This window comes from Arcticibacter eurypsychrophilus (assembly GCF_001730525.1).
Taxonomy (GTDB): Bacteria; Bacteroidota; Bacteroidia; order Sphingobacteriales; family Sphingobacteriaceae; genus Arcticibacter; species Arcticibacter eurypsychrophilus.
This window is the reverse complement of the sequence record NZ_MDFN01000004.1, coordinates 118270-134452: the sequence shown is the minus strand read 5'-3', so window position 1 is coordinate 134452 and position 16183 is coordinate 118270. Positions and strand designations below refer to the sequence as shown.

Genomic DNA, 16183 nt, shown 5'->3' with positions numbered 1-16183 from the left:
GGTAAAATGATTGTTTGAGTCAGTGCTGTATTAAATTAAAGGAGAGACGACTAGAAGAAAGGCTTTCCCCAACAAAAGAAAAAGGGGCTATTTTCAAGCTAATGAGACAGCCCCTTTTTCCTTTGTTAAAGATGCCTTGATATTTGGGTGATGAATGTATCCTAAAATACCAGGAATACAGACAAATTCAATTGATTGGTAAGCCCAACATTAAAATTATGATCGCTTGTTCTATCATTGGGTAAACCAGCCGTTTTTTGGTATTGGTATGAAATATCTGCCAGATCAGCTGATAGACCAACTCGTTTAACCGGAAAGAATTCAATGCCTAGATTCACTCCGGTTAAAAATGTTTTACTAATGGGATTATATTGAGGATCTGTTTGCTTAGGGTCATTACTTACCTTTCCGTGAGAATAACTGGCAAATGGCCCCGACCGGAAAGCTATCTTTTCAGTGATTGGTATATGTCTCCGAATGAACAGGCCTGAACTGTAACTGTTCAATTTATGTTCTGAAGTAGAATAATTATCTCCCAGCTGGGTATTTTTTGATTTGAAGTAGGAGTACCCAACACTTCCACCCAATTCCCAATTATCAGCAATGAAATAGCTGTATTGTGGTGCAAAAGCCAAGGATAAGCTGGTGTTCTTATACGGGTAATTACTTGTTAATTTAGTGTCGCTTCCGCTAAATCCGACTGTCAAGCCAAGATATTGGGTGCCTTTGGAAGTCTGTGCAATGGAAGAGTTTGCACCAAATAATATTATAATTAATAATGCAGATATATATTTCATGTTGTATGTTTAATTGCAAAACGTATTACTTACCAAAGACCCATACTATGGAAAGATTCAAGGAATTTGTCAGGTTAAATCCCAAAGAATTGGACTTATAAGTATTGGATTCAGTAATATTTTGTTCCGAGTGATTATAACTAACATCAGCCAAATTAGCAGCTATACCTATTTTCTTAATAGGGAAATACTCAATACCCAAATTAATTCCTCCTGAATAATCCTTTGTAACATTGTGATATCCTGCGTCGGTAGTTATTTTAGCATGAGTATAAGAGATAAATGGGCCTGTTCTTAATCCAAATTGATCAGTAAACATAATATGTTTTCTTAAAAATAAAGTACCGATATATTGGTTTTGTTTCAAGTCTAAATCTGTAAATAAGGTTTCTGCCGTTTGACTGTAGTCTACTTTATTTTTAAAGTATCCATAACCAGCCGAAACTCCTATTTCTAATTTATTGGCAATAAAGTAACTGAAGGATGGTCCGATAAAATATGAGCTACCAGTGGTTTCTACAGGATAAGATGTGTTATTGTAGTTATCAGCAATTGAAGCTTTTTCATTGGAGGAACGATAGTTAAAATTAAATCCGAGGTTCTTTGTCCCTTTTTCAGTTTGAGCATAGGAGAGGTTAGAGCATGCGAAAGCCAACAAGAGAAATGATAAAGTTTTTTTCATGTGTGAGTGTGGTTATAATTTAAACCAATGTTAACATTAATTCTCTTTATTGCGCATAAATAAATCATAAAAATTAATTAAGCGTTTTTAAGCCAATTTTTATAAACAGTAAACAAATGCTACTTTGCTTCCGAAGTTGTAATAAGTAGGATATAAATGACGAGAAAGTTAAAGATTACTGTAATTTTGGCAATATAACAGATATTAAGAGGACTAAAGTGGCATTAATGAGCATGATTGTCCTTTATGATAGTTTAAAACGAATATTTAAGAAAATAATACACAAAAAGTAAATTTTTAAATACACATACTTACATATGCCCATTATTAAGACTTCCTATTTAACGTTATTCCTTGTTGTTTCTATTTTTTATTGTGCTGATGCACAATTTGGCCAAAAAACGCAGTGGACAAAAGATGGATACAGCTTTTATGGTATTGCAGGAAACGAGATTGTGCAAAAGGACGTAAAAGATCCTTCCAAACAAATTACAGTACTGAATAACGCGATGCTAACGCCTACTGGCAGTTCAACCCCTCTCAATGTACGTCGTTTTCAGTTTTCTACTGATGAAAACAAAATCCTTATTCATACCAATACAAAAAAGGTGTGGCGTTATGATACCCGTGGGGATTACTGGGTATATGACAGGGCTGCAAAAACACTTAAAAAGTTAGGGAAATCCCGTTTGGAGTCTTCACTTATGTTCGCTAAGTTTTCCCCGGATGGCACAAAAGTAGCTTATGTAAGTGGACATAATCTGTTTACAGAAGAGCTTAGTTCCGGAACAATTAAACAACTTACGCTGGATGGAACGGATCGAATGATCAACGGTACATTTGATTGGGCTTATGAAGAAGAGTTTGGCTGCAGGGATGGATTTCGCTGGTCAGCAGACGGTGCAAAGATTGCTTACTGGAAGATAGATGCCCGCAGTATCCGGAACTACCTGATGCTGAATACTACCGATTCTACTTATTCGTTCACCATTCCAGTTGAATATCCTAAGGCGGGTGAAGATCCAAGTGCCTGCAGGTTGGCAGTAGTAGATGTCAATACAGGAATATCTACCGTAATGAATGTTCCTGGCGATCCTATACAGCATTATATTCCTAGAATGGAATGGAGCTCTGGTTCTAATGAACTTATTATCCAGCAGCTTAACCGTAAACAGAATGAAAGCCGGATCTTAATGTGCAATGCAACAGATGGTTCTTCGAAAGTAATTTACACAGAAAAAGACGCTGCATGGATTGATATTAAATCACGATGGAGTGCCGATGACCCTACTGGTTGGGAATGGATCAATAAAGGAAAAGAATTTATCTGGGTAAGTGAAAAAGACGGATGGAGACATCTTTACCGCGTCAACCTGGAAGGCAAAGAAACCCTGATCACTAAAGGTAATTTTGATGTGATCACCATCAGTTTGATCGATGAAAAAGCGGGATATGTTTACTTTATGGCTTCACCTGATAATGCAACTCAAGAGTACTTGTATAGGATAAGCCTTTCGGGTGGCAAAGCTACACGAATTAGTCCTGCCTCTCAGTCCGGAACACATGAATATGATGTATCTCCTAACGGAAAGATTTCACTTCATTCGTTTAGTAATACCAACATGAGCACCACCGCTCAGGTTGTCAGTTTACCTGAACATCGAGAACTCTTAAGTGGGAATACTACAACAAGCACTAATTCGGCGAAAACAGAGTTTTTTAAAGTTAAAACCATTGACGGCGTAGAAATGGATGGCTGGATGGTTAAGCCACTTAATTTTGATCCCAAAAAGAAATACCCTGTCTTATTCTATGTGTATGGAGAACCTGCTTCTCAAACGGTAACAGATCGCTTTGGTACTGGTTCTAACAGAGAATATGTTGGAGATATGGCATCAGACGGATATATCTATATGTCCATTGAAAACCGGGGAGCCCCTGCACCTAAAGGCAGGGAATGGCGTAAATCTATTTATCGGAAAATTGGAATGCTGAATATTCGTGACCAGGCAATGGCTGCAAAGGAAATTTCAAAATGGCCTTTTGTTGACGCGCAACGCATTGCAGTTTGGGGATGGAGCGGTGGCGGATCTTCTACGTTGAATTTAATGTTTCAATATCCGGATATTTACCAAACCGGGATTGCTGTCGCTGCAGTAGGAAATCAACTTATGTATGATAACATATACCAGGAACGTTATATGGGACTTCCTCAGGAAAACAGGGAAGACTTTGTAAATGGCTCACCGATTACGCATGCAAAAAACCTAAAGGGCAATTTATTATATGTTCATGGTACAGGTGATGATAATGTGCATTACCAGAATGCAGAAATGTTAATCAATGAGTTAGTTAAAAATAAAAAACAGTTTAGTTTAATGTCTTACCCCAACCGTTCTCACTCCATTAACGAAGGGGATGAAACTTCAGAGCATTTAGCAGAATTATTTACGCGTTATTTAAAGGAACACTGTCCTCCGGGAGGTCGTTCTTTTAGTACCGAACATTTATAAATTGTATACCCTAAATCAAGAGAAAATTTGGATCTTGATTTAGGGTATACTGCTTTATTTTATTGAAGTCAATAAAATAAAGCAGTATACTTTGACGTAATAAAGAGCCTAATTGTTAAAAGGACTCGGTTTACAAAGGTTCTTCTTGCACATATCTAATTTCAGAAACACCAGGTTATAATACACAATTTATCATGAAGCTCTTCCTTTACTTATCGATCATTCTGTTAGTCTCCGTGTTGTTTAGAGCTCAAGCACAGGTAAAACCACCCGTACCTGGATTCAGCCGTGGCGATTCGCTTCGTGGAGAACTGACGCCATTACGAACCTGTTATGATATCAATTATTATCACCTGGATGTGAAAGTGAACATTGATGATCGTTTTATAAGCGGCTCTAATTGGTTTGAATTTACAGCTACTGCTGATTTTAAGATGCTACAGTTTGATCTGTTTGCAAACATGAAGATTGAACGGATTATGTACAAAGGAAAAGCGCTAACTTATGCACGTGAATTTAACGCCGTATTTGTTACCTTTCCTAAGGTAATCAATAAAGACAAAAAGGATTCTTTCCAGGTATTTTATTCCGGTTATCCTACTGTTGCAAAGAACGCTCCTTGGGATGGCGGCTTTGTGTTCTCTAAAGATGCATCAGGCAAACCTTTCGTTGCTACTGCATGTCAGGGTGTGGGCGCCAGTATCTGGTGGCCGACTAAAGACCATCAGAGCGATGAAGTCGACAGTATGACCATCAGCATCTCAGTTCCTAATGGATTGAAGAACGTCTCCAATGGACGATTACGCGGAACTAAGAAACTACAGGATGGATATACTCGTTATGACTGGTTTGTAGCGAACCCGATTAACAATTATGATGTGGCAATCAATATTGCAGATTATGCACATTTCAGTGACCAGTATCAGGGAGAAAAAGGAATATTAACGCTTGACTATTGGGTGCTTCCAGAAAATCTTACCAAAGCAAAGATCCAGTTTACAGAAAATGTAAAACCTATGCTTAATGCATTTGAACATTGGTTTGGCCCCTATCCATTCTACGAGGACGGCTATAAATTGGTAGAAGCCCCACATTTGGGAATGGAACATCAAAGTGCTGTAGCCTATGGAAATGGCTATAAAAACGGTTATAAAGGACGTGATCTTTCAGGTACAGGATGGGGACTAAAATGGGATTTTATTATTGTGCATGAAAGCGGACATGAGTGGTTTGGCAACAATATCACCGCAAAGGATATTGCTGATATGTGGATCCATGAAAGCTTTACCAATTACTCTGAATCTTTATTTGTTGAAAGCCGATATGGTAAAAAAGCTGGCCTGGAATATGTCCATGGTACCAGAGGCGGAATTGACAACCTAGAACCTATTTTAGGAGCCTATGAGGTAAATAATGAAGGTTCGGGTGATATGTATGATAAAGGTGGAAATATGCTCAATATGATCAGAACGATCATTGATGACGATCAGAAGTGGCGACAAATTCTTCGTGGTCTGAATAAGACCTTTTATCATCAAACAGTGACTTACAAACAGATAGTCGCTTATATCAATAAGGGATCAGGCAAAAATTTAACAACGGTTTTTGATCAATACCTGCAACACATAAATATCCCTGTTTTAGAAGTCCGTTTTGAAAATGGTAAAACATTATGTCGCTGGATTGCTGATGTAAAAGGCTTTGACATGCCTGTAAAAGTAAGAATTAAAGGTGGTTCGTATCAGTTTATCCAACCTGGAACTATTTTTACTGCAATTGATTTACCGGGAGCAACAAAAGAAAACTTTGAAGCAGATACCTTTAATTTTTACATCGGAATATTAATTGAATAATATTCCGATGTAAAAAGGCCTTAATCAAACTTCTATCATTTTTAAATGAGTAATCTAATTATTTTTTGGTCAATTAATTAAGGGTAGGAAAATGCTTTTGAACTGACATTCAACTTTAATTAAGTAATTTAATTAGTTGACTGATAGTTGGGTAAGGGCCGACTTAAGTCCTTTAGAACTGACAGTCAATTTTAGCGTACCTGCTTTTTCAGAAGATTGTACAATTGCTACCAACATACCACTAAAAACCTTCATTTGGGGGAGATGAAATAACTCCAGACTAGTAGGGTCACCGTTTGCTACCGCTTTGTAAGAACCTTCTCCTGATACTTTGAACTGAAGCATATTTGTAGCATCCGGACATAAATTGCCTTCCTCATCACATACTTTAGCAGTGATAAAAGCCAGGTCTTTCCCGTCTGCTGTTAGTTCAGTCCGGTCAGCAGTCAGTTCAATATGATGGGGTTTACCGGCAGTCTTCACTTCCTGACTAGCAGCAATATTTCCATTTTTATCGTAAGCTACCAGTTTAATACTACCAGGTTCATACTTTACATCATTCCACATCAGGCGATAACGGGTTTGATTAGTCGTATTGCTTTTACTTTGTTTTCCCATGCTCTTGCCATTTACAAACAACTCTGCTGAAGGGTAACTAGTATAGCAATATACAGGAGTAACTTCCCCTTCCCGACCTGGCCATGTCCAGTGAGGCAAAATATGAAGCGTTTCTTTCGCTGTGTTCCACTTACTGCGATATAAGTAAAAACGGTCCTTAGGCATTCCTGCCAGATCTATAATCCCAAAATATGAACTATGGGATGGCCATTTGCCATCATAAGGGGTTGGCTCACCCAAATAGTCAAAGCCAGTCCACACAAATTCACCCATTACATATTCCAGATCGTCCTGTTTGACGAATTCATCATCAGGGATCTGCGACCAGCTGCAATATTCCACATCGTAGGATGAACTTTGGATATCATCATACTGTTTCTGCTTTTGAATAAGGACTGGAAATTTATAAACTCCTCTGGAGCTTACCGTAGAAGCGGTTTCTGTTGCAAGAATCATTCCCTGAGGAAGTTTATTATAGGCTTCTTCATAGCGTGCAGGTTTATAATTAAAGCCGGGAACATCCAGTAGTGAAGCAAAGTTATTTGTAAGTGCTGCATCAATCCGATCCATTCCAACAGTAACAGGACGTGTAGGGTCTTCCCGGTGACAAATGTCCTGAAGCATTTTGGCAATCTTATTCCCGCCTTTACTGCTTTGGTCTGGAACTTCATTTCCTATGCTCCACATCACTACAGAAGGACTGTTCCTGTCCCGGTGAATCATATTCACAACATCCTTTTCTGCCCATTCATCAAAGTACTGACTATAGCCATTCTTTACTTTCGGCGCTTTCCATTCATCAAAAGCTTCCACCATCATCATGAATCCCATCTCATCACATAAAGCAACAAGCTCAGGAGCAGGCATATTATGAGTCGTACGGATTGCATCACATCCCATGTCTTTTAAAAGAGTCAACTGCCTTCTTAATGCAGCTGTATTGATGGCGGTACCAAGGGGGCCAAGGTCATGATGATTGCACACCCCTTTAAACTTCCTGATCTTTCCATTTAACGAAAAGCCCTTATTTGCTTCAAATTTAATAGTACGAATTCCAAAACGAGTGGTATACTCATCTTTTAACACTGTTCCCTCAAACACCTTTGACACAGCAATATAAAGCGAAGGAGTTTCAGGTGACCATAAGGATGGTTCCCTGACAATAAGGTTCTGCTCAAATTCCATTCCATCTGTTTCGGTAAGATCTGTCGTTGAAGATGCAACAGCTTTTCCTGCTCCATTTCTGATCTCAGTAACCAAACGAAGCGGTTGAAACTTACCTGATGCTGTTTCTACTTTCGTTCTCACTTTAACTTTAGCAAAGTCTGTATTTATTTCAGGTGTAGTAATATAGGTTCCCCATACAGGGATACGTGTGTCTTCAGTAACAAATAAATGAACATTACGATAAATCCCAGCTCCAGGGTACCAACGCGAAGACTGCTCCTGATTCTCTAAGCGAACCGCCAGCGTATTCACCTCATTTGGAATAAGCAAGGAACTGATATCAAATTGAAATGAATTATAACCATATGGCCAATATCCGGCTTCCTTTCCATTTACATAAATGCGCGCGTTACTCATTGCTCCGTCAAAAAGTATGATCGCTTTTTTACCGGCACTGAAAGAAGGCACTAAAAACTTATTTCGATACCAACCGACACCAATATAGGGCAAACCACCAGTTCGTCCTGATTTTACACTTTCTTCCTGTTCGCCATTTTGAACAATCTTTACTTTCTGGATATCATTATTCCCATCAAACGGGCCTTTTATTGCCCAGTCATGCGGAACGCTGACCGTTTCCCATTTAATGTCATTAAAGCGTGGCTGGACAGCTTCAGGATGATCTCCTTTGGAAAATTTCCAGTTCCGATCAAGAAGATATTCCTTTCTAACCGTCTGAGTCAGACCCGGAAATACCAACATAAACTGGAGCATAACAAGAGCAATATATTTTATACGAATCATCTTACTTTATTTTAACAGACTTTACTTGCTCAAAAACATCTACCGGTTGTATATCTCCATGGTCATCAAAACGCATTGGCGAAATACAGGTTTCCCGGTTATATCCATTACCATCTGGAATTCTGAACCGATGATAAACAATATACCATTCATCCCTACCAGGAACCTGAACCAAAGAATGGTGTCCGGCTCCCTGCACTAATCCCTTTCCTTTCAGTACAGGATCTCCCACAGCTTTTACAAAAGGCCCCATGGGAGAATCAGAGGTAGCATAGGCCACTGAATATCTCGGATCGCGGGTATCATACTCAGACCACGTCAGGTAATACTTGCCCTTTCTTTTAAAAACAAATGGCCCCTCGTTATAACCCTGAGGCGTAATGACGACAACTTTAGATAAGTCGCAGGATATCATATCTTCATTCAACTTCACCATATTGCAATTACCCTGACCAAAGTATAAGTAAGCTGATCCATCATCGTCAACGAAAACCATCGGGTCAATCATCTGCCCTTTGAACGATCCCTTTGGTATTAAAGGCTTACCCAAGGGATCTTTAAAAGGCCCTGTAGGCTGATCAGAAACCGCCACTCCAATGTTGACATCTGCTGAATAATAGTAATAATACTTCCCGTTTTTTTGAGCTATGGCTGGTGCCCATGCCCGCTCAGTTGCCCAGGTAAGATCTTTTTTCAGGTTAAGAATAGTTCCCTCATTTTTCCATTTCACTAAATCTTTAGAGGACCAGCAAGTAAAATAATCTGACATCCAGCCTTCAGAACCATCCGTTGTCGGATAGATATAAAACTTATTTCCAAATACCACTATATGAGGATCTGCATAAACTCCTGCCAAAACAGTTTTGGGTGCTTTGAGGATATCCGATGCCTGCTGTGCATGTAACATTGTACCGGTTGTCAAAAGCAGTATAAAAAACCACCATTTAAACATAGTGATACGTTTATCTGTTAATAAAAAGTCCATTAATAAAAAGCTTAATAAATTTATACGATTGGTTCTTTAAAATTTGCAATGTCGCTAATATATTAATATTCTTTTTTAGTCAATCTAATTAATTTTTTGCATAGGATTAAAATTAGACAACACCTATAATTAGAAAAACCGATTGTATGTACTATATTAACATGAAGTAGACTTAATCTGTATATATCTTCTGTGATAGACATTCAAGCACAACCATAATCACTTATCTTGATATAAATTTGTTTGTTGTCCTGAACTTTAAATAAGTGCCATTTCCTACTTGTCCAAATTGATGAATAATAATTGCTACGCATAAATTGTGATGATCCATTTCAAACGAGATACCTGACTTGCAATCATAAACCGTATATTTTTTACCTTCATCGTCATAATCTTCTGTTTTTTCCACTTTAAAAACCTTTCTGATTGCGTCTAGATTAGAAGTGGTATGAATCACTTCCTTAGTCTTAAAAAGAGGCGACGTTACCCTGATTTGGGATACCAGCGCTATCGGGTCATTCCCCATATCTCTTACCGTGTAAATTGCTACGGAATGTAACGTTGAGTCATGATTACTGTACCAAAGCGCAATCGATTTTCCCATTGCCGCATCTCCCCAATCTGGTCGACCGAATCGCTTGTACACTTCTTCAGCATCTTCATTAAGCATAGTTTTACCGGCAGATTTACCTGGAATTAAAAGCCAGTCCTGATCATTAAATTCTTTTATCGTATCAACGGAAGCTGTTTTATTGTCGGATTGCTTTAAAGAGACAGAATCTCTAGAGCTATCTTTTTCTTCCTGATTAAAGTTACAGGCCAATAAACCTGCACTTATTAATAATACTGCTGAAGCTAGTCTAATTGAGTTCCTCATTTTGTAGAATATGTATGTTTGAATTTATGAATGATATTTACAGTAACGTTTGGCTGACAAAATAACGTCCTACTCGTACAAATTAGTTCAATACCGGATATCATGCATCATACAATGAAAATTGTCGACATGCAACATAGGATCGTTAAACCTTACTTGATTTCAACAGACAAAAATCCCTCTGCTAGAATACAAAAGAAGCCCTGTCATCAGGATTATCCATGCCATGGCAACAAATATTGAAGGAGGTAAAAAAGTGATGGTCATGTCCTATTATGCTATCCTCTTTACCGCCGTGCAGAAAAAAATGGAATGACCGGTGTGATCATTCACGAGGTAGGTCATAATTTCTTTCCCATGATTGTTAATTCAGGTGAACGCCAGTGGAGTTGGATGGATGAAGGGTTAAATACCTTTTGCCAGTTTATGGCCGAACAGGAATGGGATAACCATTTCCCTTCTCAATGAGGACCAGCACTCAATATTGTTGATTATATGAAGCTTCCTAAAAATGAATTGGAACCCATTATGACCAACTCTGAAAACATTGTCCGTTTTGGCCCTAATGCCTATGCAAAACCCGCATCTGCATTAAATATCTTACGGGAAACCGTCATGGGGAAAGAGTTATTTGATTACGCATTCAAAACCTATGCAAAACGCTGGGCTTTTAAACACCCTACTCCTTCTCATTTTTTCAGAACCATGGAAGACGCCTCTGCTGTTGACTTAGATTGGTTTTGGAGAGGATGGTTTTATGTACAGATGCTGTGGATATCCCCATCGACAGCGTTAAACTTTTCCGTGTAGCACAAAGTCCTGATGTTGAAAATCAAAACAAACGATAAACTGAAGAAAGGGACAGGCAGAATATCAGCAGTATGCGCAATAAAAGTGAAGGACAAAAGTTCGCCGTTGAAGCAGACGGTTCCCTTCAGGATTTCTATACTTCGTATGATCGTTATGCGAGTACCCCATCTGCAAAGCAAGCCTACGATGAGCTTTACAGCAAGTTATCTCCAGAAGAGAAAAGCTTTATGACAGCTTAAACATCCCTACAAAACACATCGAATTACTACCTCAATACCCCTTAAGAAGCAAAACATTAAGAACTAAGAGTCTTCCTTATCATCGATCACCTTACCATAGTAATTCTGTAAATTCGCTTCATATGATTCACTTATTTCCTCCGATGGCTGGTATTCAGGACTATTCTTAACTTGATCAACCGTACAATTAACAGTTACCGTTGAAGTATACCAATTAATCTCTTTAACCCATTCAGGCGATATCAGCACCTTTCTTCCCGGAAACCAACTTCCAGTATCCACAACCATAAAAACAAGCTTCCAGCTACTGTCATCAAATATAAAATCCACTACATCACCAATTTCACCATCTGAAGCCTTTATATTATAACCTTTAATGTTAGCTGTACTACGTAAATTCGAATCGTAATCAGAAGTATCATTTAAAGGAACCTCATTATCTTTTTGTACTTCCTCCTCAACAGAGATAGGAAAAGAAGACGCCATACCTGAAAGGCCCATATTGCCCCAATAACTTCCCCAGGTGTAATGTTTATAGAGTTCAATTTCATGCTGACGAGAAACCGATTTTTCAGTATCAATATCCGGGCTTTGTTTAACCTGATCCATGGTTAAATTAACAAAAAATGTGTTTAACTCCCAGTTCGGCATAATGACAGCCTCCGGGGAAATCAATACCTTTCTTCCTGAGAGCCAGCTCCCTGTATCTACGATTAAATAACGGATCGTCCAAGTTTTATCGTCAAAATAAAACTCCTTAACTTTTCCTATTTCTCCATCCGTAGCACCTATAGTAAAACCAACTAAACTTTTAACACTGCGTTTCATAATTTCTATCTTTTAAAATGACATGATGTATATTGGAAATTCTAGTATTATTTAAGAAAAAAAAAGTACTTAATTGCTTTGATTTGCAACAAAAATGGTCCTTTAGTATTTAGAATTTACAATAAGTTCAATTACATAACGCAGGAAGACAAAAATGGTTCATATGAATTGACTCCGGATTGAATATAAATAGAAATGATTATGAATAATCCTTCAGAAGCTGTCTGTATTTCGTAAGGATAGCAGATTTAGATATAAAACCGATAAATTTTCCATCCTTATCAGTCACCGGAAGATTCCAGGTACCCGACTGATCAAAGAGCCTGATGATACTAAATATGTCATTTCGTGCGTCAATTACTACAATAGGTGCTTTCATAACTTCTCTAACCGTCAGCACACTAGCCTCATGGTTGAGAAACATATAAGGCCTTAAATCGTCAAGTGAGATCGTACCTTCCAATATGCCGTTTTCATTAACAACACCAATATAATTTCTCTTTCCCTTTTTTACCAATTCAAGTAGCTCCTGAAAGGTGCCGTCAACAAATATTGTTTGGAAGTCAGTCTCCACTAAATCAGCAGTCTGTAAAAGAGATAACAGGTTTTTATCATACTCTTTAGTGAAAATCTTACCCGTTACAGCCATTTCATTCAGATCCGGAGATATGGGAGAGAACCACTTTCCAATCAGGTGAGATGTAACCGAAACAATAAGCAGCGGAATAAAAAGATCATAACCTTCGCTGGACTCCGCAATTAGGAAAACAGCGGTTAATGGAGCGTACATCACACCGCTCATCACGCCAGCCATACCCACCAGAATCATATTAGTTTCCGGAACATTATTAATTCCGATCAAAGTAAAAAGGCTGGCAAAAAAGCAACCCAAAATACCACCTGCGAAGAGTGATGGAGCAAAATTTCCACCATTTCCACCAGCGTGAATTGTAACAGCAGTAGCGAATACCTTCAGAAGACAGATCAGTCCAAGGAAAAGAATCAAAATCCAGTCACTCGAGTTTATATACCCAAAAAAGCTATTATCTAATACCTGTGCCGTATGACCATTTGTGATGTCTTTAAGCGTTTGATAGCCCTCTCCAAAAAGTGGCGGCAAGAGCAGACACAATAACGAAAGTATGGATCCGCCTAGAACGGCCTTATTTAATTTTGAAAAATTCAATTTTTTAAAGAAACGTTCAACCCGAATAGAGACCACCACATAGTACCGGGAGTACAAACCACAGCCAACACCTAATATCAGATAGAATGGCAGATTACCATAATTAAACTCATTCCTGGCATTAAAGTGAAATAGCACATCTTCATTCAGGATCATTTTAGACAATAAACTACCACACACGGCAGCTACAACCAAAGGGATAAAATCGGTAAACACCACTCCTGTAAGCAATATTTCGAAAGCAAACATCACCCCCGCTATCGGTGCATTAAAAGCAGCAGCAATTCCAGCAGTTGCTCCCGCAGCAAGCAGTAAGGTCCTGTTCCTATAATCCAGGTTATATGTTTTCGCGAAATTTGATCCTATAGCTGCACCAGTCACAGCAATAGGACTTTCCAAACCAGCTGATCCACCTAATCCTATAGTAACCGCACTTTGAATAATTTGCGAATACATTTTTACTGGCGATACATGACTCGAGTTCTGTGCAATTTCATAAAGTATCGCAGGAATGCCTTTCCTATCCTGACCCTTAAAAAACAGGATCACGATGATGGTAGTTAATACAATACCAAGAAAAGGGAAAACAATATAAAAGAAGATCTGATCCGTAAAATGAAACTTTCCTGTAATAAAATAATGAATATAACTAACCAATGATTTCAGCAATACCCCTGCCATACCCGCAGTAAGGCCTACAAGAATTCCTGATAATAAGAGAAATTGATTTCTTGAGAGCTTACTTTTTAGCCAGTGTAAAAAAATCTCAAAGCTAAATACTTTATTTACGCTGTATGTAGTAAAATTCCTTCTATAGCGCAAAAAATTATGGTATTTTTTTATCGTATTAAATCGTTTCAACAGGTAAAAGTTAAGAAAATCACAAAATTAAGGAGCAAATGCGAGTCCACACTGCAAAGATGATAATATTAATAGTGTAAATATCAAAAATTCAACAAAACTAGAAAGCAAAAGAAAAATCCCATTCCTTCGTAGCCCATATCAAAACACCTGGATCATAACATTTTATCTGTAGCCACATGGTAAGTAGGATCTTCCAAAATGCTTACTTCAATAACCTGATCCGCATTCTTAAGCAAGACTCGGCAATCATCACTCAAATGCCTTAAATGAAGCTTTTTATTTACTTTTCGATAACGCTCCGTCAGCTTGTTTAATGCTTCAATTCCCGACATATCAACAACCTTGCAATCCTTAAAATCAATAATCACTTCCTCAGGATCCTTTAAAACATCAAACTTTTCATTAAAAGCAGTAACTGAACCAAAAAATAAGGGGCCATATATTTCATAATGTTTGATTCCTTTTTCATCTATGTATTTCCTGGCCCTGATCCGTTTGGCACTCTCCCATGCAAATACCAGGGAAGAAATGATTACGCCTATCAATACGGCCAAAGCCAGATTATGCAATAACACCGTTACTCCCGCCACTACCAAGATAACGAAGACATCATGCCTTGGCATTTTGCCAACCAGCTTAAAAGTCGCCCATTCAAATGTTCCAATAGCAACCATGATCATTACACCTGTTAGCGCAGCCATAGGCATTTTTTCTATCAGAGGAGCACCAAACATAATGAATACCAACAACATCACCGCGGCAACAATGCCTGATAAACGCGCTCTGGCACCAGAAGAAATGTTGATTAAACTTTGACCAATCATGGCGCATCCTCCCATTCCGAAGAACAATCCGCTCAATATATTTGCACTGCCCTGTGCAACACATTCCTTATTACCACTCCCACGCGTCTCAGTAATTTCGTCAATTAAGTTTAATGTAAGCAGACTCTCAATCAAACCTACCCCCGCTACAATAGCCGCATAGGGAAAAATAATTTGCAATGTTTCCAGACTAAAAGGAACAGCAGGAATATGAAATGGAGGAAAACCACCACTAATAGAAGCAATATCGCCTACCGTTTTGGTATCAATATTAAAGCCCACTACGATTAAAAACACAATAATAATGGCCACCAGTGAAGCTGGCACTGCTTTAGTAAAACGTGGCAAAATAGCTATTATAGCGATAGTTAAGGCTACCAATCCCAGCATTAGGTATAGGGCCTGACCACTTAACCAAACCAGTTCTCCATTCACTACAGTTTTAAATTGTACCAGCTGAGATAAAAATATAATAATCGCCAGTCCATTTACAAATCCAAACATTACAGGATGAGGAACCAGACGTATTAATTTCCCAAGTTTCAAAAAGCCCACTATCATTTGAAACAGCCCTGCCAATATAACAGTAGCAAATACATATTCAATCCCATGGGTTTTAGCTAATGCCACAATCACTACGGCAACTGCACCGGTGGCACCTGAAATCATTCCCGGTCGTCCACCTATTATTGCAGTAACCAATCCCATCATGAAAGCAGCATATAAACCAACTAAGGGGGGCAGACCAGCAATTATGGAAAAAGCAACAGCCTCCGGTATTAAAGCCAGTGCTACTGTAAGGCCGGCAAGTATTTCAATTTTATAATCAACCTTCTGTTTAAAGTCAAATAGTCGCAAGTATGCTCTTCTCATATAACAAATAAATTTAATGGGGAAAATGGTGAAAGGAAAAAATAAATTAACAGAATTTATGAAAAACTCAAGGTGGTGTAATAGGGCTGTTGTAAATGCTTTTCTTCATTAATCGCTAAGGTATAATATTTTTAATTTTATTCCCATTAAAGCTTTTATTTCAAATAAGACCGAACCAACTTCTTCTCTTTTAATTGGTATTATTTATTCCCATTTCAACCTGCTTAAATCCCCTTTCAATCCTAATCTCTTGTAAAGCTGTA

General features: G+C 38.2%; 12 protein-coding genes. 4 read left to right on the top strand and 8 right to left on the bottom strand.

The window, feature by feature from the left end; genetic code table 11:
• Window positions 1-161 precede the first annotated feature (161 nt).
• Together BFL47_RS03770 and BFL47_RS03765 are read right to left on the bottom strand one after the other, a co-directional pair.
• A complete protein-coding gene (locus BFL47_RS03770; protein ID WP_069658465.1) occupies window positions 162-797 on the bottom strand; it encodes an autotransporter outer membrane beta-barrel domain-containing protein in 636 nt (211 codons plus the stop codon).
• Window positions 798-822: 25 nt separating this feature from the next.
• Window positions 823-1479, bottom strand: a complete 657-nt coding sequence (locus BFL47_RS03765; protein WP_069658464.1) for a hypothetical protein — start codon at window positions 1477-1479, stop codon at window positions 823-825.
• A 317-nt stretch (window positions 1480-1796) separates the two neighbouring features.
• Between BFL47_RS03765 and BFL47_RS03760 the strand changes: the two genes are divergently transcribed.
• Together BFL47_RS03760 and BFL47_RS03755 are read left to right on the top strand one after the other, a co-directional pair.
• Complete coding sequence (locus tag BFL47_RS03760; RefSeq protein ID WP_069658463.1) at window positions 1797-3992, top strand: S9 family peptidase; 2196 nt, start codon at window positions 1797-1799, stop codon at window positions 3990-3992.
• Between the two features lie 194 nt (window positions 3993-4186).
• Entirely contained in the window at window positions 4187-5845 is a 1659-nt protein-coding gene (locus tag BFL47_RS03755; RefSeq protein WP_069658462.1) for a M1 family metallopeptidase, read from the top strand.
• A gap of 132 nt (window positions 5846-5977) precedes the next feature.
• Here the strand turns inward: BFL47_RS03755 and galB are convergent, their stop codons facing one another.
• From galB to BFL47_RS03740, 3 genes are all read right to left on the bottom strand, one after another.
• Window positions 5978-8434, bottom strand: coding sequence for a beta-galactosidase GalB (gene galB / locus BFL47_RS03750; protein ID WP_069658461.1), 2457 nt, complete (start codon window positions 8432-8434; stop codon window positions 5978-5980).
• Window position 8435: 1 nt separating this feature from the next.
• Window positions 8436-9419 (bottom strand): family 43 glycosylhydrolase, encoded by a 984-nt coding sequence (locus tag BFL47_RS03745; protein WP_069658460.1) that lies wholly within the window; start codon window positions 9417-9419, stop codon window positions 8436-8438.
• Between the two features lie 223 nt (window positions 9420-9642).
• Complete coding sequence (locus tag BFL47_RS03740; protein ID WP_069658459.1) at window positions 9643-10296, bottom strand: hypothetical protein; 654 nt, start codon at window positions 10294-10296, stop codon at window positions 9643-9645.
• Between the two features lie 495 nt (window positions 10297-10791).
• Here BFL47_RS03740 and BFL47_RS20170 point away from each other — a divergent pair, with 495 nt between their 5' ends.
• Window positions 10792-11106, top strand: coding sequence for a M1 family aminopeptidase (locus BFL47_RS20170; RefSeq protein ID WP_069658458.1), 315 nt, complete (start codon window positions 10792-10794; stop codon window positions 11104-11106).
• Window positions 11107-11177: 71 nt separating this feature from the next.
• Entirely contained in the window at window positions 11178-11345 is a 168-nt protein-coding gene (locus BFL47_RS19705; protein WP_170827260.1) for a hypothetical protein, read from the top strand.
• A 63-nt stretch (window positions 11346-11408) separates the two neighbouring features.
• On the opposite strand, the gene BFL47_RS03730 is transcribed toward BFL47_RS19705, so the two are convergent.
• The 3 genes from BFL47_RS03730 to BFL47_RS03720 form a co-directional block, all read right to left on the bottom strand.
• Entirely contained in the window at window positions 11409-12173 is a 765-nt protein-coding gene (locus BFL47_RS03730) for a PRC-barrel domain-containing protein (RefSeq protein WP_069658457.1), read from the bottom strand.
• 199 nt (window positions 12174-12372) lie between these two features.
• On the bottom strand, window positions 12373-14220 hold the full coding sequence (locus BFL47_RS03725) for a chloride channel protein (RefSeq protein WP_083256984.1): 1848 nt from the start codon (window positions 14218-14220) through the stop codon (window positions 12373-12375).
• A gap of 155 nt (window positions 14221-14375) precedes the next feature.
• Window positions 14376-15920, bottom strand: coding sequence for a SulP family inorganic anion transporter (locus BFL47_RS03720; protein ID WP_069658455.1), 1545 nt, complete (start codon window positions 15918-15920; stop codon window positions 14376-14378).
• Window positions 15921-16183: the final 263 nt, after the last annotated feature.